Source organism: Chryseobacterium panacisoli (assembly GCF_008274625.1).
GTDB lineage: Bacteria > Bacteroidota > Bacteroidia > Flavobacteriales > Weeksellaceae > Chryseobacterium > Chryseobacterium panacisoli.
The window spans coordinates 1,654,736-1,677,160 of record NZ_VTRU01000001.1; the positions used below are offsets into that span (position 1 = coordinate 1,654,736).

Below are 22,425 nucleotides of genomic sequence, written 5' to 3' on the forward strand. Positions count from 1 at the left end.
AGAAATTCTAGAATTTGCAAACATTTTTTGGTTTCAGATCGTAAATTTTAATATTATTTAAGAGTCTACCCTTGAGATATCTCTTGGAAACATAAGGATATAGCGGGTCGTCTTATTTACAATTAACCCTGATAAAAGCTGATCTTCTGACTCATGAAGCCTTGTTCTCTTACCATTTTTATGCAGTAAATAGATGGGCTGCTTCTCCGCATGATAGGGTAAAAGTTTTCTTTTTATTTCATGAACCAATTCATTTCCATTATCAATTTTGAAAAATTCATTGGTGTTTTTTACTTTTTCATCAATTATTTCCTTCCCAAATGGATGTGATGAAATAATTGTTTTAGGTAAATTTCTCTGAATTACACACTTACACCAATATGACAGTACAAAATCATCTGCATTCTGCCATTCTTTCATTGCCTGGATCACATCATTATCATCAAGACTTGTAAATCTCTCGATATCTTCATCCGTTGCAGCGCTCTTTTCGCGGTATAAAAAATATTTCAGATTATCCGTTGCAGGCAGCTTTATTCCCTGGGAAATCAGATATTTTGCTCTTTCAAGGATCTTAACCAAAAGAAATTCTGCTAAAGCTGAAGTTTTATGGTAATAAACCTGCCAGTACATAAACATTCTGGCTGTCAGAAAATTTTCAATGGAATAAATTCCTTTCGCATCAATCACCAGCTCACCTTCTTCACAGACATTCATCATGGAAATAATTCTCTGGGTATTAATATTTCCTTCTGATACTCCAGTAAAAAAACTATCTCTTTTCAGATAATCCAAACGATCCACATCCAGCTGGGAAGAGATCAGTTGATTGAAAAATTTTCTATGATATTTCCCCTGAAACATTTCAATAGCCATTGATAACTGGCCACCAAACTCTTCATTCAGTTTATTCATCAACAATAAAGAAAGGTTTTCATGATGCCAGTCATCCATCAGCATACTTTCAAGTGCATGAGAGAACGGACCATGACCAATATCATGCATCAGAATAGCCAACATTGCTCCTTTTTCCTCTTCTTCGGAAATTTTCACCCCTTTCTGCTTTAAAGTTTCCAATGCGGTAAACATCAGGTGCATTGCTCCCAGTGCATGATGAAATCTTGTATGAGTAGCGCCCGGAAATATCAGGTTCAGAAGTCCGGTCTGCCCGATTCTTCTTAATCTCTGAAAGTAAGGGTGCTCAATGATATCAAATAAAATTTCGTGGGGAATTTTGATAAATCCATGAACAGGATCGTTGATGATTTTTAGCTTATTCTGCATTCAAACTTCAATATTAGTAAACAAAGTTAGGCATTTTAAAGTTTAGGTTTTTATTAAATTACTATTAAAAAATAGCGTTTAAAAACTGAAATCATTCATATTTTGCAGAAATAATACCTTCTTACTACGATTGAAAATCTCTCCGGTTCATTTTTATTTTTAATTCAATATTTTTTTGAAAACCTTTTGCAGTTGTTGCAGCAAAGGACTACCTTTGAGAGAAAACACGATAACCCTTAATGAGAAAGTATTCTCTTTTCCTTTTATTATTTTTAAGTTTAAATTTTTCCGCACAAATTATAACTGAAACACAAAAACTGGAATCCCTCTGCAGAATATGGGGATTTTTAAAATATTATCATCCACATGTAGCAAAAGGAAATCTGAACTGGGACAAACAGCTTTTTCAAAAAATTGATGAACTTGAATCTATTAATGATAAAGAGACGTTGAATAATTTTTACACAGACTGGATCGGAAGTCTCGGAGAAGTTGCTCCCTGTAAAGAATGTTCCATAAAGGAAAATAAAGTGTATTTCCTTAAAAATTTTGATCTGAGCTGGATAGATAATCGTCAAATATTCTCCAGAGATCTGTCTCAAAAATTGCATTATATTGAAAACAACCGGAACCTTGGAGATCATCACTATCTCGGAAAAGGCGGAAGAAAAATATATTTCAGAAACGAAAAGTCCTACGGTTCAAAGTTCACTTCAAAAACCGTCAGCTTACTGGAGCTGTTCAGATACTGGAATTATGTAGAATATTTTTTTCCTTATAAATATGAAACTGACCAGAACTGGAATGATGTGCTTACAGAAATGATTCCTAAATTCCTTATGATTGATAATGATCAAAATTATCATTTAACATTAGCAGAACTGGTTACCAAAACGGATGATTCCCATGCCTATCTTTCATCAAAGGAAATTCAGCTTCATCAATACGGAAACCGAAAAGTACCTGCAGACTATTCTTATGCTGAAGGAAAACTTGTGATTACAAAAATCAATGCTACAAGATTCCGGGATAAAAGTCCGCTTCATGTAGGTGATGTCATTTACGATATTGAAGGTAAAACGATTCCGCAAATGGTCAACAGTTTTGGAAAATATATTCCTGCCTCCAATTCCTGGGGTAAATTTTACAAAGCAAAAAGCAAACTTCTCTTCAGCAACAATGATTCTCTTTCCGTAAAAATTGAGAGAGAAGGGCAAAACCTGGAAATCAAAACCAAAACGTATTTTGCCAAAGATATTATTCACGAAAAAAATAAAGCTCCACAGAAATGGAGATTCATAGATAAGGAAAAGAAAATAGGCTATGTTAATATGGGAATTATAGGGAAGGAAGATCTGGATGAAATGTACAACAGTTTAAAATCTTCAACATGTATTATCTTTGATCTTAGAAATTATCCACAGCAAACGATCATCCCTTTAAGCTATCTTTTACTTCCTGAGCCTTCCGTTTATTATCAGTTTACTTTTCCTGATCCTTATTATCCCGGTAAATTTTACAGCAGAAAAAATGTTACCGGCAGGAAAAACCCTGAATACTATAAAGGGAATGTAATCGTTTTAGTAGATGAGAGTACCCAAAGTCAGGCAGAGACAACCGTCATGATGTTCAAGCAGCATCCGAATGCTAAAATTATTGGCAGTAATACTTCGGGAGCTAACGGAGATGTCGTTATGTTTAAAATTGCTGATCTTGACACTCGGTTTACAGGACTTGGTGCTTATTATCCTGACGGAAGAGAAACACAGAGAATAGGCATCACTCCCGACATTCTTATAAAACCAACTGTAGAAGGCCTTAAAAACGGAAGAGATGAGGTCATGGAAAGGGCTTTGGAATATATAAAGACCATCGATTGAATGAAACAAAAATGTGAAATATCAAACGGTATTTTCATTTAACTTATATTTAACTTTTAATCTTTCTATTTTGTGAGATTTTAAAAGGATTTGGTCAACATTTTGATAGAATAACCATGTAAAAAATAAATTATGTCAGAAAAGATATTATGGATTGATGATGAAATAGATTTACTTAAACCTCATATTGTATTTTTAGAAAAAAAGGGTTACCAGGTAACCCCTGTTAATAATGTGAATGAGGCTTTGGAACTTATGGATTCAGAGAAATTTGCTTTAACATTAATTGATGAAAATATGCCGGGTATCTCCGGCCTGGAAGCCATTCCTATGATTAAGGAAAAAGATAACTCCTTAAAGATTGTAATGGTTACCAAAAGCGAAGAAGAACACATTATGGAAGAGGCTATCGGATCTCAGATTGCCGATTATATATTGAAGCCTGTAAATCCTAACCAGATATTACTTTCCCTAAAGAAAAACCTTCAGGAAGATAATCTTGTTGAGCAAAAAACAATTTTGCAGTACCAACAGGAATTCAGAAACCTTTCTATGGAACTTTCATACCTGAGAACGTATCAGGAATGGGCAGAATATTATAAAAAAATTCTTAGCTGGGAAATCAAATTTGATAAGGTTGCAGATAATGAATTTGCAGACCTTCTGCAGTCTCAGAAAGAAGAAGCCAATATTCAGTTTGCCAAGTTTATTGAAAAAAATTACGCAGACTGGCTTGTTGATTCAGACAAACCTTTAATGAGCCATACGCTTTTCAAAGAAAAAGTGAAGCCTGAAGTGGAAAAAGAAAAAGTTCTTTTGCTGATGGTAGACAACCTTCGCTTCGACCAATGGAAAGTGATTGAACCTTTGTTTACAAAATATTACAATAAGATTTCGGAAGATTATTACTACAGCATCCTTCCTACTGCTACACAGTATGCGAGAAACTCTTTTTTTGCGGGATTAATGCCTTCTGAAATTGAAAAACGTTTCCCGGATAAATGGTTTAATGATAATGAAGAGGGCAATAAAAATGAGTTTGAGCGTGACTTTCTGGAAGATCAGATGAAGAGAATTGGTCTTGGATCAAAGTCTATGAAGTACCTTAAAGTGCTAAATGCGGATTTTGAAAGAAAGATCTATGATGATTTCAACCAGCATAAAAACAATGACCTGCTGGTGATCGTGTACAACTTTATTGATATTCTTTCCCACGCGAAAACAGACAATCATATCGTAGATCAGCTCATCCGTGATGATAAAACCTTCCGTTCTCTTACTTTCAACTGGTTTGAAAACTCGTCTTTGCTGAAGATTATAAAAGCAGCGGCAGAAAACGGCTACAAACTTGTCATCACTACAGACCACGGAACGGTATATGTGAAAAAGCCAAGTAAAGTGGTAGGAGACAGAGAAACGTCTACGAATATCAGATATAAAACAGGTAAAAGTTTAACGTACGACGACAGTGATGTATGGGCGATTACCAATCCTGAAAAACTTTTCCTTCCAAAAGGAAACTTAAGTTCGAAATATATTTTTGCTAAAAACAATATATTCCTGGCTTACCCTAAAAATTACAATCATTTCGTTAATTACTATAAAGAAACCTACCAGCATGGAGGAATTTCACTGGAAGAGTGTATTATTCCTTTCAGCATTTTAGAACCCAAGTAGTTTTTTTCATAGTTTATTTAATTTTGGGTTTAAAGCGGAAAAAATCATTCGATTTTTTCCGCTTCTTTTTTTATAGTTCATATCTTCGTAAAAAATAAATCATGTTTATTATTTCGCTTACCTACAAGAGTTCTATCGACAATGTAGAACGCCTTATTCCCCAGCATAATATTTTCCTTAATAAGCATTATGAATCAGGAAAGTTTATTGCTTCGGGAAGAAAAGAACCCAGAACAGGGGGTATCATCATAGCCAATGCAGAATCTAAAAATGAAATTAAGCAGATTATTTCTGAAGATCCTTTTTATATTCATCAGGTGGCAGATTATGACATCACGGAATTTATCCCTTCCAAATACAATGAAAATTTTAATTTTTTTATAGAAGACTAATGAGATTAATCACATACAACGTTAATGGAATCAGAGCTGCTTTTACAAAAGATTTCCTGGGCTGGCTAAAGACAGCTGACCCGGATATCATCTGTATTCAGGAAAGCAAAGCGGGAAACGATCAGATAGACATCGAAAGCCTTGAGAAATTAGGTTACCACAGTTATTGGCACTCAGCAGTAAGAAAAGGCTACAGCGGGGTTGGAATTGCCTCAAAAATCAAACCCAATCATGTAGAGTTTGGCTGCGGTATTGAAAGCTATGATAATGAAGGCCGAATCATCCGTGCAGATTTTGACGGATATTCAGCCATTTCTGTGTACGTTCCTTCTGCTTCCAATATTGAAAGACTGGATTTTAAAATGCAGTTCTGCCATGATTTTCTGGAGTATATCAAAAATTTAAAGAAAGAAATTCCCAACCTGATTATATCGGGTGATTTTAATATTTGTCATGAAGCAATTGATATTCACAATCCAATTGGTTTAAAGAATGTTTCAGGGTTTCTTCCTATGGAAAGGGAATGGATGACCAATTTCATCAATGAATGTGAGCTTATAGATAGTTTCAGATTTTTTAATAATGATCCCGACAATTATACATGGTGGAGCTACAGGCAAAATTCCAGAGCCCGAAACAAAGGATGGAGGCTGGATTATAACTTCACCTCTTACAGCTTAAAGGATAAGCTCTCCCGGGCTGTTATTTTAAAGGAAGCCGTACATTCTGACCATTGTCCTGCTTTATTGGAATTGGATGTATAATCAACGAGATATTGACGTATACAAAAAGCCAGCTGAATCAGCTGGCTTTTTTTTAATTTAAATCATAAAATTAATCGACAATTTCATATTCGACCGGAATTGTACCATGACTGATATCTCCAATCTCATCGAACGCAGCTTTAGACATATCTAAAGATCTTGATGAATGGTAAGGCCCTCTGTCATTAATTCTCACTATTACCTCTTTACCATTTTTAAGGTTAGTAACCTTAACGTTTGTTCCAAATGGAAGCGTTCTGTTTGCTGCAGTAAACTTTGAGTTATCAAAGATTTCTCCGCTAGCAGTTTTTCTACCGTTAAATTTATCGTGGTAGTACGATGCATAACTTGTTTTTTTCGCATCTAAGGCATTACTCGTAAAAGAATAAACACCTAAGGTTGAAATCATCATTATGATTACGAGAATGAATCTTTTCATCATTTTGAACTTTTATTGGTTTTGACGGGACAAAAGTATCAGGAATCTTTAGAAAACCCTATTCAATATGTTAAAAACCGTTAACAAAACATTAAACAAATGTTAAACGTTGTTGTAACCTCCTATGAACAGGGGTTTTAAGTTACAGTGTTAAAAAGTGTTAAAAAAACACTTTAAAAGTTAACATAATTAACTAATTTGTGCATAATTTAAATTTAACGCTTTTAAAAACAACTGAAAATCAATTAATTATAAAATTAATAAAGTTAAAATAAAATCTGAAAAATCAATCTTAAAAAATTAAAATCTTAAGAACCGGATTCCGGAAAAACTTTCTGACAGAGGGCATCTGCTCCTATAAAGCAAGATATCAGAATTACTTTTTAACACCTTTTTATTTTGTTAAAATCTATAGATTAATTATTTATTCAACAAAAATCCGCTTTGGCCATCCAAAAAATGAATAAGTGATGATTTTATAACCCGAAAAATAAATGAACGAATCTCTTAAAAGTAAAAAAACCAATGATTTCTCATTGGTTTTTGTATGTAATTAAATTAATGTCTTATTTTAAATATTCTAATACATAATCATATGTACCGTTAGGATACACTACAGAAATACTTGGAGATCCTGTAACTGCCGCTCCGGTAGATGTGTCATAAGAATACAATTCTCTAGAATATACAGTATTTGTACCTGCTTTATAGATAGTGATTCCATACATTGAAGTTATTCCAGTAGGAGCAGGAATCGTTACTGCAGTAGAAGTTCCACTCGCTGTAAAAGTTCCTTTTATACCATATATCTGAGCGTTGTTTACTTGTCTGTTTGTAACTGTTTCAGTGGTAAGAATATTTTCTTTTGTCGCTGAACCTAGTGGCAACCATCTACCTGATGCTGAAGAGAAAGCTGGTGTTGGAGTAGGATTACTAAAATAGTAAAAACCAACATCTACAGTTTGACCACCAATACCAGAACCTGTAGCAGGAGTAGTACCCGGAGTAGAATTATAAACGATCATCCCATCATATGCAGTAGGGAAGTTCAAAGCACTAGTCACTGGTGTAACAAAAGTAAACGAAGTTAAATTTGTTCTAGGAAATGCTAATCCTTTACCATTACTATTTGATGTTGTAAATCCATTTGCAGAAGCATCTAAAAATACAGACTGTGTAGCTACTGTAGCACTCACAGTACCGTTTGATCTTAATTGAGCGAAAAACGTGCTTGATGCCGCAACAATGGCAAACAATGCTGATGTTAAATATACTTTCATAATTGTGTTTTGTTATTAGAATGAATTATAGCTATACCAATTAGTTCCATCACAAATATAAGACAGTGATCCACCAGATTGAAGAGGTGTCGTTGAAGCTGTACTATGAACTCCTGTTACACTAAAAAAAGCACCATTGGTTGCATCTATAAATGTAATAGTTTTACCGTTGGTTTTCGTTAATGTAGCTAAGTTAAATGTAACATTTGATGTAACTAGAACTGCGTTATTCAAATCTGTATCAGAGATCGTAGAAGCTGTTTGTGCTCTTACTGTCATTCCAGCAGGAGCAACAGATCCACCACCTACAGCAATCCAGGTATTCGTAGTCTGCCCATCATAGTAGTAGAAACCTACAGCAGTAACGTTGGTAGTTTTAGGAGTTGCTGTACCGTCAATTGTCGTAACGAAAGCAAGTGCTCCATTTTGAGCTGCAGTATAAGCCGCATCTTTAGCTAATAATTGAGCTCTTGTCATACGAGGGACTAATAAGGCGTCAGGTCTGGCATTGTCGGTAGTGTTTGCTACTACATCTAACGTTGCGGCAGGTGTGGTTGTGTTAATCCCCACTCGCCCCTGCTGAGCCTTAGAAAGGGCCGAAAGGCCAACAAGCATAATTGCTGTTAATAAAATTTTTTTCATAAGTTTTTAAAGATTTTTAATTACATTTTTTTTCATCAATATTTCTAAAATGGAAAACGCATCTCAACTTGTGAATATTATATTGAAGAATTCTGTTAAAATACTATTTTAATTGAATTTTAGCCTCATTTTAATGATTAACTCATTGAAAGCATATTATTTAAAAATATTGCTTATTGCGCAAATTTAAGATATAATTTTCGAATTTATATACTTTATAAAAGAAAATTAAAAAATCTTAATTACGCAAAATATTAACAAACTGATTATCAGTAAAATAAAAATAAGCCACCGAGAAAATTCTATGTTAATTTTCGTTAATAGCTTAATTTTATAAATCTTATTTTAAACTGATTAGTAAGCATTTAGCTAGACTAATTCTCCGTATAAGTCAAACTCTTCGGCTGAAGTAATTTTAACATCTGCAAATTCACCGATAGAGATGTAGGTATCTTCAGCAGAAACCAAAACTGTATTGTCCACATCTGGTGAGTCATACTCCGTTCTTCCGATAAAATAATTCCCTTCTTTACGGTCAAAAATACATCTGAATATTTTACCTACTTTTTCCTGGTTCTTTTCCCACGAAATCTGAGACTGCAATTCCATGATTTCTTCTACTCTTGCTTCTTTTACCTCCTGCGGAATATCATCTTCCAATACATAAGCGGTAGTATTCTCTTCATGAGAATAGGTAAAGCATCCTAATCTGTCAAATTTCTGTTCTCTTACCCAGTCTTTAAGTTCCTGGAATCTTTCTTCTGTTTCACCAGGATATCCAACAATAAGTGTTGTTCTGATGGCCATATCCGGAACTTTTTCTCTGAACTTTCCTAAAAGAGCATCTGTTTTCTCATGGGTAGTTCCTCTCTTCATTGATTTCAACAAATCGGAATTGATATGCTGAAGAGGAATATCTATATAGTTACATACTTTAGGCTCTTCACGGATAATATCGAGAACATCTTCCGGGAAACCGCTTGGAAAAGCATAATGAAGACGAATCCATTCTACACCTTCTACTTTCACCAACTCTTTTAAAAGATCTCCCAATGCTCTTTTCTTATAAAGATCAAGACCATAGTAAGTAAGATCCTGAGCAATAAGAATTAATTCTTTTGTTCCTTTTTTTGCCAGTTTCTGAGCTTCTAAAACCAGTTTTTCAATAGGGGTCGACATGTGACCTCCTCTCATCAAGGGGATCGCACAGAAAGAACACGGTCTGTCACAACCTTCAGAAATTTTCAGGTAGGCATAGTGTTTCGGAGTCGTTGTAAGTCTCTCTCCTACCAGTTCGTGTTTATAATCTGCTCCAAGATGTTTTAGGAGCATTGGCAGATCTCTTGTTCCGAAATATTGGTCTACATCTGGAATTTCTTTTATCAAATCCGGTTTATATCTTTCTGATAAACATCCTGTAACGAATACTTTCTCAACTTCTCCTCTATTCTTAGCCTCAACATAATCCAGAATGGTATTAATAGATTCTTCTTTAGCATTATCAATAAATCCGCAGGTATTGATGACAACAATGTCACCACGGTCTTCATGAACCACTTCTTTGCCATTAGCTTTCAGCTGGCTCATTAATACTTCAGAATCATATACATTCTTGGAGCATCCAAGAGTGACTACATTGATTTTCTTCTTCCCTACAGATTTTGTACGCATCGTTTTGATTTTGAGTCTGCAAAGATACAAAATATTGAAGAGTTAAAAATTAAAAAATAAAAACCACTTTATAAAAGTGGTTTTCAGGGATATATTTTAAAAGTTTTTGTCTTTAAATCCAGGGGCGTTCTGATCTTTTTCCGAAAGTATGGCGTCTTTTTCCTCCACTTTCCAATCGATATCAAGATCCGGATCATTGAACTTTACGCTGCCTTCTGATTCTTTGTTATAAAAGTTATCGCACTTATAGGAAAATACAGCATGGGTACTTAATACGGCAAATCCGTGACCAAAACCTCTTGGCACATAAAGCTGCAGTTTATTTTCTGCGGTAAGCTCTATTCCGAACCATTCCCCGAAAGTAGGAGAATCTTCTCTAAGATCTACAGCAACATCCCACACACTGCCTTCCAGGCATGATACCAGTTTTGCCTGTGCATGCTCACCTTTCTGAAGATGAAGTCCTCTAAGTACCCCATAAGATGATCTGGAAACATTATCCTGTACAAAGTGGCCGTTCATCCCAGTTAATTCTTCAAATTTCTTTTCGTTGAATTTTTCAAAGAAGTAGCCTCTTTCATCTTCAAATATGGTAGGCTCTATGATATAACAATCTTTAAGCGGGGTTTCTTTAATTTTCATAATAGTAAAAAAACTCTATTTCAATATGGTTATTATTGTTTTAAATAAAATCTTTGTATCATTTTTGAAAGACATATTTTCAAAATAGTCAAGATTCATTTTTACTTTGTTCGGAAATAATATTTCGTCATTATATACCAAAGGATTCTTCTGGCTGTTCAGAAGGTTTTCTTCGTCCCTGTATTTTATGCTTGCTTCACAGGTTAGCCCTGGCTTTAATTCCAGAACTTTTCTGTCTGCTCCTGTCAATTTATCATAATACCCTTCAATATCAGGTCTGGGACCCACAAAACTCATATCGCCTTTTAAAATATTAAACAATTGGGGAAATTCATCAAATTTAAATTTCCTGAGTGCCTGTCCTACTTTGGAACATACTCTCTTGTTGTCATGAATTGTTTTAAATTTATATATGGTAAATGGCTTTCCATACTGTCCTATCCGGGTCTGAAAAAAAATCCCATTAGAAGATGTGTCGAAACTTGCAATTACAAATAAAATGATCAGTACCGGCATAAGAAAGAGGGTCAATATTACCGCCAAGATAAAGTCAAAAACCACTTTCCAATATTTATACTGATTCATTAAATTCACTGATATTAAACTCCGAAATAGTTACGGATTACGCTTGCTATTCTTTCTCTGTCATCATCTGACAAATTGGATCCTGACGGAAGACACAGCCCGTTATCAAAAAGATTTTCGGAAATTTTTCCTCCGTAATAAGGAGAAGATTCAAAAACCGGTTGCAGGTGCATTGGCTTCCAAAGTGGTCTTGATTCAATATTATCTTCTAAAAATGCAAGTCTTAAGCCTTCTCTGTCTTTTCCAGTAACCTGCGGATCAATAATGATGGCAGATAACCAGTGATTTGAATAAAAATCATTTCCAGGCTCAGAAAATACAGTTACCCCCTCAATATTTTTGAAGGCATCTAAATAGAAATCATGCATTGCTCTACGCGCCGCCACTCTATCTTTAAGTACTTCCATCTGTCCTCTTCCTATCCCTGCAACAATATTGCTCATTCTGTAATTGAAACCAATATGTGAATGCTGATAATGAGGTGCGTTATCTCTTGCCTGTGTGGAAAGAAAAACTGTTTTATCTTTATCTTCCTGAGTATGGCAAACCAAAGCGCCTCCTCCTGATGTGGTAATAATTTTGTTCCCGTTAAAACTTAATACTCCAAAACGTCCGAATGTACCGCAAGCTTTTCCTTTGTAAGTAGAACCAAGAGCTTCTGCGGCATCTTCTATAACAGGAATCTGGAATTCCTGCGCTATAGCAGTAATTTCGTCCATTTTTGCAGGCATACCATACAAATGAACTACAATAACTGCTTTGGGTTTTGTTCCTTTTTGAATTCTGTCTTCAATGGCTTCTCTTAAAGCTTTTGGGCACATATTCCAGGTATCCGGTTCACTGTCTACAAAAACAGGAATTCCGCCACAGTAAGCAATAGGATTGGCTGATGCTGAGAAAGTCATTGACTGGCAGATAACTTCGTCACCATGCTGTACTCCACATTCAATAAGCGCAAGGTGTAATGCTGCAGTACCTGCAGAAAGAACGGCAACTTTTGCATTTTCACCCAAGAACTGCTCCAGATCTTTCTCAAATCCGTCAACATTAGGTCCTAAAGGTGCTACCCAGTTTTCTGCAAATGCTTCGTTGATATATTTTTGTTCGTTACCTCCCATATGGGGTGATGATAACCAGATTTTAGTATTCATATTATTCGTGGAATTTTATTGGTTTGGCTGGTATTCCGACTGCTGTACAGTTTGCAGGAAGACTTTTATAAACTACTGCTCCTGCTCCGACAATAGTATTTTCACCGATTTCTAAAAGATTGATAATTTTTGCACCTGTACCCACGTACACGGCTTCATTGACAATTACTTCTCCTGAGATATTGACTGTCGGCATAAATGAACAATAATTTTTTATTACAGTATCGTGCCCTACAGTACAAGAAAGATTAAGGATCACAAAATCTTCAATTTGAATATCAATGGTAATAATAACTCCGGCACATATAATATTTCCCTTTCCGATTTTGGTATTATCCAGGCCAATAATCACTGATGGATGTATTAATGTTGGAAATTCAATATTAGGATTATTTATTCCTTGTATAATTTTCTTCTTTGTTTTAGGGTCTCCTATTGCTACTGCAATACACAAAGGATGATCTACTTCATTTATTTTTTCAATCTTTCCCAAATAAGGAACTCCATTAATATTATGATCATAATGTTTATCATCATAAAAACCCAGAATTTCAAATTGTTCATCTTTCTGGTTGATATGATCGATCAGCATCTTCACCTCACGTCCAAATCCTCCTGCTCCAATAATTGCTATTTTTTTCATATTTTAAATATTTCCTTTAAAAGGTTCCATTGTTGCTTGTCCTTCCTGTGAAATGCCTTCTCTTATAAAAACTTTTTTAGCTGTTAAAAAGAAAATTTTCACGTCTAAGGTAAATGATATATTTTCTACATACCATACATCGTAATCAAATTTCTGATTCCATGATATTGCATTTCTACCGTTTACCTGTGCCCATCCGGTAATTCCAGGCCTTACTTCATGTCTGCGCGCCTGATTTTCATTATACAATGGCAGATACTGAACTAAAAGAGGTCTGGGTCCGATAAGGGACATATCCCCTTTAAGTACATTAAGTAATTGTGGAATTTCGTCCAGAGATGTTTTACGGACAAATGCTCCCAGAGCTGTTAATCTTTCTGCATCTGATAAAAGGTTTCCATGAGAATCCTTTTTGTCATTCATTGTTTTAAACTTTATAATTTTAAATACCTTACCATTTCTGCCAGGTCTCTGTTGAAAGAAAAAGGGCTTACCATTATTGGAAAGAAACAATCCAACCATCACAATAAGAAAAATTGGAAGCAGAAAGGTAATTCCTATGAGAGCAACTACAAAGTCGAAAATCCTCTTTAAATAATTTTTATACATTTTTAGAAATTAGGTGTATCAATCATCATTCTTTTATCAATATTTTTTTTAAACTTCGTGTGTTTTTGCTGTATAACCAATACCTATAATCATTGAGCTAAAGTACAAAAATTCCGGTATATTGAAAAGATTACAGGAAGTCTGTACCAAAGTAAAGTATTGCAAAAATAACGCAAAAATCAGTTTAAAGTATATATTTCCCTTTTGAATATTCCAAAATAAGGCAGCATTTTTTAAAACAGGTAAAAACTTTAGGAAATAAATAATTAACCCTAAAATACCCGTAGCCATTAAAAGCTCTAAAAAGATGTTGTGCGGATGAGTGCCGTCCTCAAACAATATCCTTCCTCCCAATAAGTAATTTGAATTAAATATCTCGATAGCTTTACTATACAAGGGACCTCGGCTTGATGTATCTCCCTGTGCTATCCATTTATACATTCTGTTAAAACTAGTAATTACTCCATTGCCATATTGCTCATGCAAAATAATCAGTCCTACAAACACTAGTATCAAAATAAGAGCATAAAAGATATATTTTTTGTTCCCTTTTAAAATAATCATGTACAAAGAACATACAGAAATAGCTACAATCGGGCTTCTTGCCATAGACTGTATTACATTAAAAAGGCCTAAAAAAAGGCAAAAGAACAGAAAATAGGATTTATAATCTTTTCTGCAAAACAACAGCAAAAATAATGATATGATAAACAATGAGGCTCCTATATGACCATACATTATGTAGTAGGTACTGAAAATATGGTCTAATTTTATATAACCATATACGTAATTGATAACAAGAAGACCACAGAGAACAGTAACACTGTATTTGGCTATACTTTTAAAATCTACTGTCCTATAGTTGATACATAATAATGCAATACTTGGTAAAAGTACGATCAATAAGATCCTGAAAATATCTTCATTTTTTGATAACAGTACTTCCTGATTAAATGAATAACTATTAAATGAATAGATAAGCTTGATGATGTAAAAAATCCAAAATACAACAAGGCTTATTATTGAAATATTTTTAAAGCTGATATTTTTTCTTTCTCTGTATATTATCAATAAAGAAAAAATAATGATGAAGATTCGGTATGGTATAGAAAAATTCCTGGGGCTCATTTCCAAAGGTTTTGCAAAAGCAATGGCTATGGTATTTCCCACTATAACAGATAACAGGAATAGTTTATCAATGAAATTAGTATTAATAGTAATTTTCAAAATAAAGCCTATTTTTATTTCAACCAGCGCAAAGCTACTTCTTTTGCTTTACAGAATGAGATAAAATAGCATCTATGTATTCTTTCCCCAACACCGGATACGTTCTGTTTTCAAAAATCCATTTTCTACCTTTACCTCCTATCTCTCTTCTTTGTTCCTGGCTCATATTGGCATAATATAGAATGGCACTTTTAATATCCTCTGCAGATGTGCTCTTGATAAATTTACCACAATCAGCTTCATTAATCATAGAAGGATATCCGGTATACGAAGCAATAATTGGTTTTGCTGCCAGCATATATTCTACCACTTTGTTCATAGACTGCCCGTAGTCCCACACTTTTGAATCTTTGGTGGATAAGTATAGAATATCACAAACCTGGAGAAAATATTTAACTTCGTTTTGCTGGATTCTTTGTAAAAATGTAACATTAGAACAATCTTTTAACTGTTCTTTGTAAGACTCTCTGAGATCCCCGCTTCCCACTAATACAAAATGGATATTAGGGTTCTCTTTCATCATCTGTATTGTTTCAATAAAAGGTTCCAATGCATTGGTAACTCCCATACTTCCGGCATAACCTACAATTACTTTCCCCGGTGGTACTATCTCTGAAAACGGATTTTTCTCTGTTAGGAAGTCTTCAGAATAATTTTCAGGATCAAATCCTAATGGTGAACAATGAAAAGGTTTTTTATGTCCTAGTAATTCTTCTACGTGTAAATCCAGCCTTGGCATTGTTCCTGCAACCAAATCAGCTTTTTTGTATCCAAACTTTTCTATAAACCCTATCAGTAAAACAAGAGGATGCCATTTTGAAAAACCTGCTTCTTCTGTCATCGTTAAAGGCCAGATATCACGAATTTCAAAAACTAAAAAACTACCAAACCTTTTTTTCAGATAATAGCCATATATGATCGTAAAAATAGAAAGTGAGGAGATAATAACTGCATCTGGTTTTTCCATATTGGAAAGTTTCATCAAAAATAACTTTCTTTCAAAATCAAGCCAGGACAAAATTCTATCTATAGAGGCGGTTTTAGTATATTTTTTTGTTTTAATCCATCTTATAGCGACACCATCCTGTTCTTCATCATTATATATTTTGTCAGTTTCAGGACAATTTGTAAAATGATTTGCATCTGATGTTATTAATAAAGCTTCATTTCCCATTTTTTTAAACTCTCTCGCCAGATAAAATAAACGTGATGGAGCTTTTGCATATTGAGGTGGTGAAGCATATTTGGAAATTAACCAGATATTTTTTTTCATTTTCATGAGTGCAGGGTTGGTTTTTTAATTGGATCAATCAGGAAATCAAGCATGATTGCTTCATTCAGAATATTACTGTTATTAAGATTCTCAATTGTGAGACTATTTTCAAGTTGACTAAAGTCTGATACAAAATCTTTTGCTTTAGATTTATTTTCTAAAATATTTGATTTTATTCTTTCTCCCACACCATCATTCACCCAATTCTGTGTGACATCAAAGCCTCTTTTAAGACGGTTTTTAAGGATATATCCCGGTACGTCTTTTTTCATCATTTCACGTAATATCCATTTTCCGTATCCATGCTTAATTTTGAGCAAGTCTGGCAATGCTAAAGCAAACTCCACCAACCTGTAATCCATAAAAGGGAGCCTGCTTTCAATAGAAAAATACATTGAGTTTCTATCTTCATATCTTAAAAGAGAAGGGATACTATATTTTTGGATATCTGAAATCTGTCTGTTTGATAAAGATGAATTTTCAAACAGATTTAAAGAAATTTCCGGTAAGCAATCCAGAAACGATGTATCTTTCCCTGTTGTCTTCAGATATCTATTTTTCTCATTCCAGTATGTTTTTATTTGTTTTGCTTCAAATACCAGCATCAGTGCTAATGAGTGAAAATATTGTAAGCCTGGCAGGACTTCTTTGTTTTCTATTGCCTTTCGCAATGCTACTACGAAAAACTTTCTGTATCCGGCAAAAATTTCATCACCTCCCTGGCCGCCTAACAACACTTTAATGTTTCTTTCTTTTACCTGCTTGTATACTTCATGCTGTGCTATAATGCTTAATCCCAAAAATGGAGATTCCTGTGCCTCCATAGTTTGGTCATAGATATTCCCCATCTCTTGTGCTGTGTAAGAATGGTGAATATATTCAACATTAATATTTTTATCTTTTGCAAACTTATTAATAACGGGGCCTTCTGATTTCGGGTGATCGGGAGCTCCATAGCTGAAAGCCATCAGATGATCTACTTCTTTTGAAGTAATTGCTGCTATAGAGGAAGAATCTACTCCTCCACTCAAAGAAATAGCCAAAGGAACATCACTTCTTAGACGTATTTTGGTTGAATTTTCCAACAAGGCTTTCCCTTGGGAAATTAATTCTTCCGAGCTTAATGACTCTAGTTCTTTTCTTTTTTTTGCAACCTGCTCTTCCAGAGAATACCAGGTTTTAGTCTCTGTTTTCAGTTCTCCTTCCAGTTTACATTTCATTAATGATCCTGGTAAAAGATATTTTACATTTTTGAAAGGAGTTCTGTCTTCATATCCTTCGAAAAAACCGAATCTTATTCCACTGGAACAATATTCCAGATCTATATCCTGATTTGTTTGTTTAGCTACAGAGGCTATGGAAGAAGAGAATAATAATTGACCATCGAAAAAAGTATAAATTAACGGCTTAACTCCAAACCTATCTCTTACCAAATAGAACTCTCCTTTTATCTTATCAAATAGCCCGAAAACGAACATTCCGTTCAGCTTATTCAAACAAGCTTCTCCCCAGCATTCCCAGGCTTTTAGAAGAACTTCTGTATCTCCGGTTGTTCTGAAGACAAAACCATTGGATGTTAATTCTTCTCTGATTTCCTGGTAGTTATATATTTCACCATTATAAGTGAGACTATATCTTTCATCCTCAGAAATCATAGGTTGATTAGATGCTACTGACAGGTCTATAATCGCCAGCCTTGAGTGAGCCAAAGTTACTGACCAATCAGCATATTCTGCTTTTTCAACGCCATAGTAATCCGGTCCTCTTCTTCGTATATAATTATGTAAATCACTTCCTTCTTTAAAATCAAGATTTTGTGATCTTTTAAATTCTATTGCTCCTGTTATTCCGCACATGTTAGTTTGATAAAACTGTTTGATAAAACGTTAATAATTTTTCGGCCTGACTTTCCCATGAAAAATTTTCAAAGACTAATTTTCTTCCCACTTCACCCATTTGTTTCGCTGTTTCTCTGTTAAGAATAAAGTAATCAATAGCATCAGCAATTTCCTGAGGTTTTTGAGGGTCCACAAAAATACAACATTTACTCCCTTTCAATAAATTTCTCCAGTATGGAAAATCTGAGGCAATAAAAGGAATTCCTGCAACCATGTATTCAAACATTTTTATAGGCAGACTTACTAAAAATGTTGGGATAGGGTGCAAAGTAACTACTCCTACTAAGGAACGGTTATAAATATTTTCTACTTCCTCAGAATTGACATATCCGAAATCATTGACAAGGTGATAGTCTTTATGTTCTTTTATCTCTTTTTCTAAAGTTAGAGAAGAATACATACCTGCAAGATTCAGTCTGGCCTGTGATTTTGTGAGTTCCAATGAATTCATCAGATCTTTAATCCCTCTTGTATCATCAATAGATCCCACATAGCATACTTCATTCTGTTTTTGATCCCAGGAAATTTGTTCCGGTTTCTTATCGGATAAGATAGGATAGTTATTAATATTTTCAGTTTGCTTGGCAAATTTTTTAAAATAATTTTCAATATGAGGCGTAGCGCCAATCACTCCATCTATCTTTTTACAGGTGTAGCGTTCAAAATTCTCATATAATGTGGAGATAATATTTGAAACAGGGGATTTTAAATAGGGTGAAACTAAAATCGTGTTTACAGTATCTTCGTGGGAATCAAAGATTACTTTTTTATTTAATTTTTTCAGTTTCTTTGCTATTAAAAGCAGTTCAGGATCATGAAGATGAAAAACATCTGCGTTAAGTTCTCTAGCTTTATTAAAGATTTCACCTGTAGTTTGTATAATTCTTTTCAATCTACCAGCTGGGGCTCCTATATCTATAATTTCTACATTGTCCAGCGTCTCATTGCCTTTACCATCAGCAACTACCAAAGTTATCTTAACATCCTTAGATGCCAGACTTTTACACATCTTATGAAATATTCTAGAATCGTTTCTTGGATGAACACTCGTCAGATGGCAGATGTGAAATCCGTATTTTTTATTCATTAATTGGCTTTTGGAAAGTTTTCAATTTTCCTGTTAAACATTGGTTATGCTTTTATTTTTTAATTTCTTTGGTTCTCCTACTGAATCCGACAGGACTTTATACATAACTTGAAATTCAACAATTCGACAACACATCATTTCAGATTTACAATTTCCTGAAAGAAACCTTTATCATGAGTGAGATAAGCACTCTGTTCAGAATAATAAGGGAATTTTTTTGCTATTCTTTCATACATGATATCAACTTCATTTGTATTCAACATCTTCCACCATCCAATAAAAATATGTTCAAAGTTCTGTGATGGCTGTATTCCTTTTTTCCCATCTTTAATATCACTTCGGAAACTACTGTTATTACCATCTATATAATTATTGAAAGTGTAAACATTATTTTTGGAATTATAAACTGCAATATTGGTGATCAGTTGATTTGAAAGCAATACGGTTAATTTTTCCAAATAGCTGTATTTTGATTTATCATCTTGAAAATTAAGTTTCAACAGATGCAGATAGGCAGACATTCTTGAAAAATGAGAGGCATCCCAATTGACATTTTGACTTTTTTCCAGAGCCACATCCTTAAAATCCGGGTGATCACGCCATATATTGGACTGCAGATACCACGATGTATTATCTTTAAAACTAACTTCTTTTTTCAATACCTGATAGAATCTATCTTTAATAGAGACTAAATCAGGTGTTATGGTTCGCTTAGCATCTTTCTCAATGAGTAAAAGACTTACGCCTGTCCCCATAACGTAGAGTTCAAAATCAGTAATCGCTCTGTAGTAACTTAAATTACCATTAAAATTCCCACTTAAGATATAATCAATTCTTTGTTTGGCACCATAGAATTTTTTTGATTCTGCCTCCCAAATGTTTGCAGGATTATTGTTCCAATAATATAATACTTCATTTTTTATGAAATTATACATTTTGGTGTTTTCGGCATTGTCTTTAATGCCATTTCTTCTTAAATATTCTGAAACAGTAAAGTAAAAAGTTCTTTTAGCCAAGTCATCTGCCTGATTATTCTTTTTTACAATTACTAAAGCATTATAAGTAAACAGTTTTCGCAGCTTATTTATTAATTCCTGATTTTGGGTATCATAAGCATATTGTATAGGAATATACAAAAGTGCCGAGCTATCATAGACAGAGCTGTACCATTTGGACAGCTGAGTCTCTGAGCTGAAAACATCAGTATAAAAATCCAAAAGCTTGGACATTTCTTTAGTACTTAAGCTTTTGTTCGTAAATATGGGGTTATCTGATGTAAATGTTATTTTATTTTCTGCTTGCACTCCATTATTAAAAATGGGCATAGCCAAACAGAAAGAACCACTATAAAACAGATAGGTAAATAGTAGTGTAACTTTAAAAATTACTGTTGTTCTTTTCATTTACGAACAAAAATTTAAATTATTTTTCAGTATATAATTTTGGAATTTGATTCACGATCTTAATTACTCTTTCAAAATCGAGTCCCAAAGTATCCAGATACCATCTGATATTCTGATAGCGTGGAGTATTTTCTATTTCAACAAGTTTTAAAGCTCTTTCTCTGGTCATTTGCCCCTCTCTGATCTGATTACTTCTGAACGTATCATGCTCTGTAAAACCGGCTACAGTATAATATACATAATTGTAAAAAGCCGCTGTTCCATCCCCAATTCTCCAGGTAGTTGTAGTGTCTATTGCCTTTTCCCAATTATAATCATTTAAAAGAGTATTATCCACCTGTTCTTCATCCCATCTCCAATAATCAAAAATATGGTAGTAATCCTGCTTTTCGGTGAAACTACGATAATACTCTCCTGACAGAGTATCCCAGAGTGAGCTATTGAAGTACCCAGGGCTCTGCATCATCGCTCTGAATCTTTTTGAATGGTATCTCATCTGTTTCATTGCACCATGACTATACACCCTTTTTTCTTCAAAATCGGGTTCAATATCTAAAAACCCTGTTTTAAAGTGAGTAACTTCTAATGGATTTACTCCCCACAGGTTAAGATTGATCCCTGTTTGCTTTTTGATATCTTCTACATATCTGAAGAAGTGTTTATCTCCTGCTGTGAGCATTGCCATCATTCCTAAATGTGGAGCTTTAAGCCACGCTTCAAGGTTCATTCTTATATTCTTTCTTTTCAATGAAATATCTGCAGCCACAATAATGTTTTCTACTCCGAGATCTGCACACATACGGCTGATATTTCTTCGGCCAAGGTCTGTTACCATTCCCCAATCATAAGTATAGGTAACTGGTTTCATTTCCAGCTCTTTTACAATAAGGTGTAACCCGTAACAGCTATCCCTACCTCCTGAAAAAGGAACAATACAATCCAGTTCATTACCTTTTCTTCTGTAAGGTTCTACCAGCTTAAATAATTCTTCCTTTGGTTTCGGGTTATTTCTTGGTTTATAGCTTTTACAATAATTACATACACCTGCTTCATCAAATTTTATGAAAGGCATTGTCTCCGGCAGAATACATTTGGTACATCTTTTGATGTCAAGTTTTTTATATTCAAGTAGATTTTCTTCAATAGTATTAAATTTAAATTCAGGGATCAAGTCTTCTACTCTGCTATTTTCATCTATAACTATAAGATTTTTCTGGGAAATAGGAATATCCAAAATCAAAGACTCTTCTTTGATCTGAGTAATATTCTCGCATCCAATAATTCTAAGTCCATAGCTTTCTGATGCAAAATAAGTTTTGTCCTCGTTATATCCTACATATAAACTGCCATTATTAGAAAAAAGAAGCAATTTCCCTTTTTCCGGCAGAGCAAGAGCACAAGCAATAACTCCCTGACATAAAGAAAATATCTTTTTAGGAAGATCTTCTATTTTATTGTCATTATTAGTAAGAAATTCTTCTGCAATGGCAACAATAGCTTCAGAATCAATTTTTAATTGTCTGCTTACTGATAACTTGCTCCAGACTTCTTCTTCGTTTACAATAATACCATTGTGTATGGCGCATATATTTCCTCTGATTACTGGCTGGTTATCTCCCAGTCCGTTTGTGATCAACCTACTATGTCCTAATACAATATTATTATTATATGGTTTTACCTTTTTCAGTAATTTTTCAATGCTATAATCAGCTCTGTTTACTTTATATTGGTTATTTTGATAATAAATCAAACCACTGGAATCTACTCCTCTTTGTTCGGAATGTTTTACCAGAGTCTGAAACTTCTGTTTATTAATGCTGGTGTTCGATACGACACCAAAAATTCCACACATTTGTTTTTTTCTTTTTTAAATTAAAT

20 protein-coding genes are annotated in these 22,425 nt (G+C 34.1%); 4 read left to right on the forward strand and 16 right to left on the reverse strand.

Annotated elements, in window-relative coordinates:
* Positions 1-57: 57 nt before the first annotated feature.
* The gene (locus FW781_RS07385; protein WP_149386817.1) at positions 58-1,284 is read right to left on the reverse strand and encodes an HD domain-containing protein; all 1,227 of its coding nucleotides are present in this window, start codon (positions 1,282-1,284) and stop codon (positions 58-60) included.
* Between the two features lie 239 nt (positions 1,285-1,523).
* Here FW781_RS07385 and FW781_RS07390 point away from each other — a divergent pair, with 239 nt between their 5' ends.
* The 4 genes from FW781_RS07390 to FW781_RS07405 all read left to right on the forward strand — a co-directional run bounded on the left by FW781_RS07390 (position 1,524) and on the right by FW781_RS07405 (position 5,997).
* Positions 1,524-3,164, forward strand: coding sequence for a S41 family peptidase (locus FW781_RS07390; protein ID WP_149386818.1), 1,641 nt, complete (start codon positions 1,524-1,526; stop codon positions 3,162-3,164).
* A 132-nt stretch (positions 3,165-3,296) separates the two neighbouring features.
* Complete coding sequence (gene porX / locus FW781_RS07395; protein ID WP_149386819.1) at positions 3,297-4,841, forward strand: T9SS response regulator signal transducer PorX; 1,545 nt, start codon at positions 3,297-3,299, stop codon at positions 4,839-4,841.
* A gap of 101 nt (positions 4,842-4,942) precedes the next feature.
* Positions 4,943-5,233: a YciI family protein gene (locus tag FW781_RS07400; protein WP_149386820.1), complete on the forward strand. Its 291-nt coding sequence runs from the start codon at positions 4,943-4,945 to the stop codon at positions 5,231-5,233.
* Positions 5,233-5,997 (forward strand): exodeoxyribonuclease III, encoded by a 765-nt coding sequence (locus FW781_RS07405; RefSeq protein WP_149386821.1) that lies wholly within the window; start codon positions 5,233-5,235, stop codon positions 5,995-5,997. Before FW781_RS07400 ends, FW781_RS07405 begins: the two co-directional genes overlap by 1 nt.
* Positions 5,998-6,067: 70 nt before the next feature.
* On the opposite strand, the gene FW781_RS07410 is transcribed toward FW781_RS07405, so the two are convergent.
* From FW781_RS07410 to FW781_RS07480, 15 genes are all read right to left on the reverse strand, one after another.
* The gene (locus FW781_RS07410) at positions 6,068-6,439 is read right to left on the reverse strand and encodes a septal ring lytic transglycosylase RlpA family protein (RefSeq protein WP_034699143.1); all 372 of its coding nucleotides are present in this window, start codon (positions 6,437-6,439) and stop codon (positions 6,068-6,070) included.
* 563 nt (positions 6,440-7,002) lie between these two features.
* Positions 7,003-7,632, reverse strand: a complete 630-nt coding sequence (locus FW781_RS07415) for a hypothetical protein (protein ID WP_149386822.1) — start codon at positions 7,630-7,632, stop codon at positions 7,003-7,005.
* Between the two features lie 99 nt (positions 7,633-7,731).
* Positions 7,732-8,286 (reverse strand): hypothetical protein, encoded by a 555-nt coding sequence (locus FW781_RS07420; RefSeq protein ID WP_149386823.1) that lies wholly within the window; start codon positions 8,284-8,286, stop codon positions 7,732-7,734.
* Positions 8,287-8,727: 441 nt separating this feature from the next.
* Complete coding sequence (gene rimO, locus FW781_RS07425; RefSeq protein ID WP_077419242.1) at positions 8,728-10,029, reverse strand: 30S ribosomal protein S12 methylthiotransferase RimO; 1,302 nt, start codon at positions 10,027-10,029, stop codon at positions 8,728-8,730.
* A 96-nt stretch (positions 10,030-10,125) separates the two neighbouring features.
* Positions 10,126-10,671, reverse strand: a complete 546-nt coding sequence (rfbC, locus tag FW781_RS07430; RefSeq protein ID WP_149386824.1) for a dTDP-4-dehydrorhamnose 3,5-epimerase — start codon at positions 10,669-10,671, stop codon at positions 10,126-10,128.
* Positions 10,672-10,686: 15 nt separating this feature from the next.
* The gene (locus FW781_RS07435) at positions 10,687-11,256 is read right to left on the reverse strand and encodes a sugar transferase (protein WP_149386825.1); all 570 of its coding nucleotides are present in this window, start codon (positions 11,254-11,256) and stop codon (positions 10,687-10,689) included.
* A gap of 14 nt (positions 11,257-11,270) precedes the next feature.
* Positions 11,271-12,407 (reverse strand): aminotransferase class I/II-fold pyridoxal phosphate-dependent enzyme, encoded by a 1,137-nt coding sequence (locus FW781_RS07440; protein ID WP_149386826.1) that lies wholly within the window; start codon positions 12,405-12,407, stop codon positions 11,271-11,273.
* 1 nt (position 12,408) lies between these two features.
* Positions 12,409-13,050: an acetyltransferase gene (locus FW781_RS07445; RefSeq protein WP_149386827.1), complete on the reverse strand. Its 642-nt coding sequence runs from the start codon at positions 13,048-13,050 to the stop codon at positions 12,409-12,411.
* 3 nt (positions 13,051-13,053) lie between these two features.
* Positions 13,054-13,659: a sugar transferase gene (locus FW781_RS07450; protein WP_149386828.1), complete on the reverse strand. Its 606-nt coding sequence runs from the start codon at positions 13,657-13,659 to the stop codon at positions 13,054-13,056.
* Positions 13,660-13,707: 48 nt separating this feature from the next.
* The gene (locus tag FW781_RS22775; RefSeq protein WP_317133403.1) at positions 13,708-14,787 is read right to left on the reverse strand and encodes an O-antigen ligase family protein; all 1,080 of its coding nucleotides are present in this window, start codon (positions 14,785-14,787) and stop codon (positions 13,708-13,710) included.
* A 133-nt stretch (positions 14,788-14,920) separates the two neighbouring features.
* Complete coding sequence (locus FW781_RS07460) at positions 14,921-16,159, reverse strand: glycosyltransferase family 4 protein (protein ID WP_172625679.1); 1,239 nt, start codon at positions 16,157-16,159, stop codon at positions 14,921-14,923.
* 2 nt (positions 16,160-16,161) lie between these two features.
* Entirely contained in the window at positions 16,162-18,015 is a 1,854-nt protein-coding gene (gene asnB / locus FW781_RS07465) for an asparagine synthase (glutamine-hydrolyzing) (RefSeq protein WP_149386831.1), read from the reverse strand.
* Position 18,016: 1 nt separating this feature from the next.
* Positions 18,017-19,144, reverse strand: coding sequence for a glycosyltransferase (locus FW781_RS07470; protein ID WP_149386832.1), 1,128 nt, complete (start codon positions 19,142-19,144; stop codon positions 18,017-18,019).
* A 134-nt stretch (positions 19,145-19,278) separates the two neighbouring features.
* Positions 19,279-20,547 (reverse strand): hypothetical protein, encoded by a 1,269-nt coding sequence (locus FW781_RS07475; protein ID WP_149386833.1) that lies wholly within the window; start codon positions 20,545-20,547, stop codon positions 19,279-19,281.
* 19 nt (positions 20,548-20,566) lie between these two features.
* The gene (locus FW781_RS07480; protein WP_149386834.1) at positions 20,567-22,399 is read right to left on the reverse strand and encodes a glucosamine 6-phosphate synthetase; all 1,833 of its coding nucleotides are present in this window, start codon (positions 22,397-22,399) and stop codon (positions 20,567-20,569) included.
* Positions 22,400-22,425: the final 26 nt, after the last annotated feature.

What these genes read in the sequence shown, in the direction of transcription:
- FW781_RS07385 (WP_149386817.1), bottom strand. Translation starts at nt 1,284, where the DNA reads ATGCAGAATAAGCTAAAAATCATCAACGATCCTGTTCATGGATTTATC.
- FW781_RS07390 (WP_149386818.1), top strand. Translation starts at nt 1,524, where the DNA reads ATGAGAAAGTATTCTCTTTTCCTTTTATTATTTTTAAGTTTAAATTTT.
- porX (WP_149386819.1), top strand. Translation starts at nt 3,297, where the DNA reads ATGTCAGAAAAGATATTATGGATTGATGATGAAATAGATTTACTTAAA.
- FW781_RS07400 (WP_149386820.1), top strand. Translation starts at nt 4,943, where the DNA reads ATGTTTATTATTTCGCTTACCTACAAGAGTTCTATCGACAATGTAGAA.
- FW781_RS07405 (WP_149386821.1), top strand. Translation starts at nt 5,233, where the DNA reads ATGAGATTAATCACATACAACGTTAATGGAATCAGAGCTGCTTTTACA.
- FW781_RS07410 (WP_034699143.1), bottom strand. Translation starts at nt 6,439, where the DNA reads ATGATGAAAAGATTCATTCTCGTAATCATAATGATGATTTCAACCTTA.
- rimO (WP_077419242.1), bottom strand. Translation starts at nt 10,029, where the DNA reads ATGCGTACAAAATCTGTAGGGAAGAAGAAAATCAATGTAGTCACTCTT.
- rfbC (WP_149386824.1), bottom strand. Translation starts at nt 10,671, where the DNA reads ATGAAAATTAAAGAAACCCCGCTTAAAGATTGTTATATCATAGAGCCT.
- FW781_RS07435 (WP_149386825.1), bottom strand. Translation starts at nt 11,256, where the DNA reads ATGAATCAGTATAAATATTGGAAAGTGGTTTTTGACTTTATCTTGGCG.
- FW781_RS07440 (WP_149386826.1), bottom strand. Translation starts at nt 12,407, where the DNA reads ATGAATACTAAAATCTGGTTATCATCACCCCATATGGGAGGTAACGAA.
- FW781_RS07445 (WP_149386827.1), bottom strand. Translation starts at nt 13,050, where the DNA reads ATGAAAAAAATAGCAATTATTGGAGCAGGAGGATTTGGACGTGAGGTG.
- FW781_RS07450 (WP_149386828.1), bottom strand. Translation starts at nt 13,659, where the DNA reads ATGTATAAAAATTATTTAAAGAGGATTTTCGACTTTGTAGTTGCTCTC.
- FW781_RS22775 (WP_317133403.1), bottom strand. Translation starts at nt 14,787, where the DNA reads ATGAGCCCCAGGAATTTTTCTATACCATACCGAATCTTCATCATTATT.
- FW781_RS07460 (WP_172625679.1), bottom strand. Translation starts at nt 16,159, where the DNA reads ATGAAAAAAAATATCTGGTTAATTTCCAAATATGCTTCACCACCTCAA.
- asnB (WP_149386831.1), bottom strand. Translation starts at nt 18,015, where the DNA reads ATGTGCGGAATAACAGGAGCAATAGAATTTAAAAGATCACAAAATCTT.
- FW781_RS07470 (WP_149386832.1), bottom strand. Translation starts at nt 19,144, where the DNA reads ATGAATAAAAAATACGGATTTCACATCTGCCATCTGACGAGTGTTCAT.
- FW781_RS07475 (WP_149386833.1), bottom strand. Translation starts at nt 20,547, where the DNA reads ATGAAAAGAACAACAGTAATTTTTAAAGTTACACTACTATTTACCTAT.
- FW781_RS07480 (WP_149386834.1), bottom strand. Translation starts at nt 22,399, where the DNA reads ATGTGTGGAATTTTTGGTGTCGTATCGAACACCAGCATTAATAAACAG.